The sequence below is a fragment of the Rhodovulum sp. genome (assembly GCF_011048875.1).
In the GTDB taxonomy this organism is placed as follows: domain Bacteria; phylum Pseudomonadota; class Alphaproteobacteria; order Rhodobacterales; family Rhodobacteraceae; genus Rhodovulum; species Rhodovulum tesquicola.
Genome location: NZ_DSDD01000366.1, coordinates 1 through 1,843, shown reverse-complemented (window position 1 = coordinate 1,843; position 1,843 = coordinate 1). Strand labels below are relative to the sequence as shown.

Below are 1,843 nucleotides of genomic sequence, written 5' to 3'. Positions count from 1 at the left end.
CGCCGCGCGCGCGGCGCTGGACGCGGCGCTGCGGGTCGAGGCCGCGGGCAGTGCGGGCGACCGCGTCAAGGCCTTCCTGCGCAGCCAGCTTGGCCTGCGCTCGCTCGCGCCCCGCGAGGGGGACGACGCCGATGCCGTCCTTTCACGGGCCGAGGCGGCGCTGCGCGGTGGCGACCTGCGCGCTGCGCTGACCGAGCTTGATGCCCTGCCGGACCCCGCCCGCGACGAGATGTCGGGCTGGATCGCCGCCGCCGCGGATCGCGCCGATGCCCTCGAGGCCGCCCGCGCGCTCGAGCAAAGCCTGAACCAGTAAGGACGCGCGACACATGCTCTGGTCTATTCTCAAGATCCTCATCTTCGTCGCGATCGTCGCGGGCCTGACCTATGGCGCCGGCATCCTGATGGAAAACGCCCCCGGCCTGCACATCGCGGTGGCCGATATCGAATTCGCCCTCGGCCCGCTGCAGGCGGTGATCCTCGCGCTGGCGCTGGTGGCCGCGGTGTGGCTGTTGCTCAAGCTGGCGGGCTTTCTGGTCGCGCTCCTGCGCTTTCTGAACGGCGACGAAACCGCGATCTCGCGCTATTTCAACCGTTCGCGCGAACGCCGCGGCTTCCAGGCGCTGGCGGATGGCATGCTGGCGCTGGCCTCGGGCGAATCCCGGCTGGCGATGTCGAATGCCGCCAAGGCCGAACGCTACCTGCGTCGGCCGGAACTGACCAACCTCCTGTCCGCACAGGCCGCCGAGATGTCCGGCGACCGCACGCGCGCCACCGAAATCTACAAGAAGCTCCTGCAGGACGACCGGACCCGCTTCGTCGGCATCCGCGGGCTGATGAAGCAGAAACTGTCCGAGGGCGACACCGACACCGCGATGAAGCTGGCCGAAAAGGCGTTTGCGCTGAAACCCCGGCATGAGGAAACCCAGGACACGCTGTTGCAGCTGCAGGCCCGGGCCGAGGACTGGAAGGGTGCGCGCCAGACCCTGAACGCCAAGCTGCGCCATGGCTCGCTGCCCCGCGACGTCCACAAGCGGCGCGATGCGATCCTCGCACTGTGCGAGGCGCGCGACCTCATGGTCGATGGCGAGGAGCCGCGGGCGCGCGACATGGTGATCGAGGCGAACCGGCTGTCGCCCGACCTGATCCCCGCCGCGGCGCTGGCCGCCCGTGCGCTGGACCAGCAGGACAAGCCGAAACAGGCGCTCAAGGTCCTGAAACGCGCCTGGGATATCCAGCCCCATCCCGACCTCGCCGCCGCCTTCGCCGAGCTTCAGCCCGACGAAACCCCGGCCGAGCGGGTGGCCCGGTTCGAGACCCTTGTCGCGGGCAAGCCAGACGAGCCCGAAACCCGCATGCTGATGGCCGAACTGCACATCGCCGCCGAGGATTTCCCCGCCGCCCGCAAGGCGCTGGGCGATCTGGTCGAGACCGACCCCACCGCGCGCGCGCTGACCCTGATGGCCGCGATCGAGCGCGGTATGGGCGCCGATGACAGCGTGGTGCGCGGCTACCTCACCCGCGCCCTCAGCGCGCCGCGCGGGTCGCAATGGGTCTGCGACAGCTGCGGCGCTGCGCATGAAACCTGGTCGCCGGTCTGCACCCGCTGCCACGGCTTCGACACGCTGGCCTGGAAACGCGCCCCCGCGCCCCAGATCGCCCTGCCCGGCGCGACGGACATGCTGCCCCTGCTGGTCGGCGGGGCCAAGGGCGGGTCTGCGGGCTAGAGTTGTTTCCGATCAAGTTGAAGCATATCCTGCGTGCCGGAGATAGCGCGCACATTCCTTCGGGTTGAAGGCAGTCAGTGCGGATGCGATGGCGCTGCAGAGGCTGTCAGCGCATCTCG

Annotated in this window: 1 protein-coding gene and 1 pseudogene; both read left to right on the top strand. The window is 69.9% G+C overall.

The window, feature by feature from the left end:
• Positions 1-313 (top strand): annotated as a pseudogene (locus ENN83_RS12765) (hypothetical protein); the annotation flags it as partial.
• A 13-nt stretch (positions 314-326) separates the two neighbouring features.
• Positions 327-1,724: a heme biosynthesis protein HemY gene (locus ENN83_RS12760; RefSeq protein ID WP_287187550.1), complete on the top strand. Its 1,398-nt coding sequence runs from the start codon at positions 327-329 to the stop codon at positions 1,722-1,724.
• Positions 1,725-1,843 lie beyond the last annotated feature (119 nt).

Coding starts and splice junctions, on each gene's coding strand:
- ENN83_RS12760 (WP_287187550.1), top strand. CDS start 327: ATGCTCTGGTCTATTCTCAAGATCCTCATCTTCGTCGCGATCGTCGCG.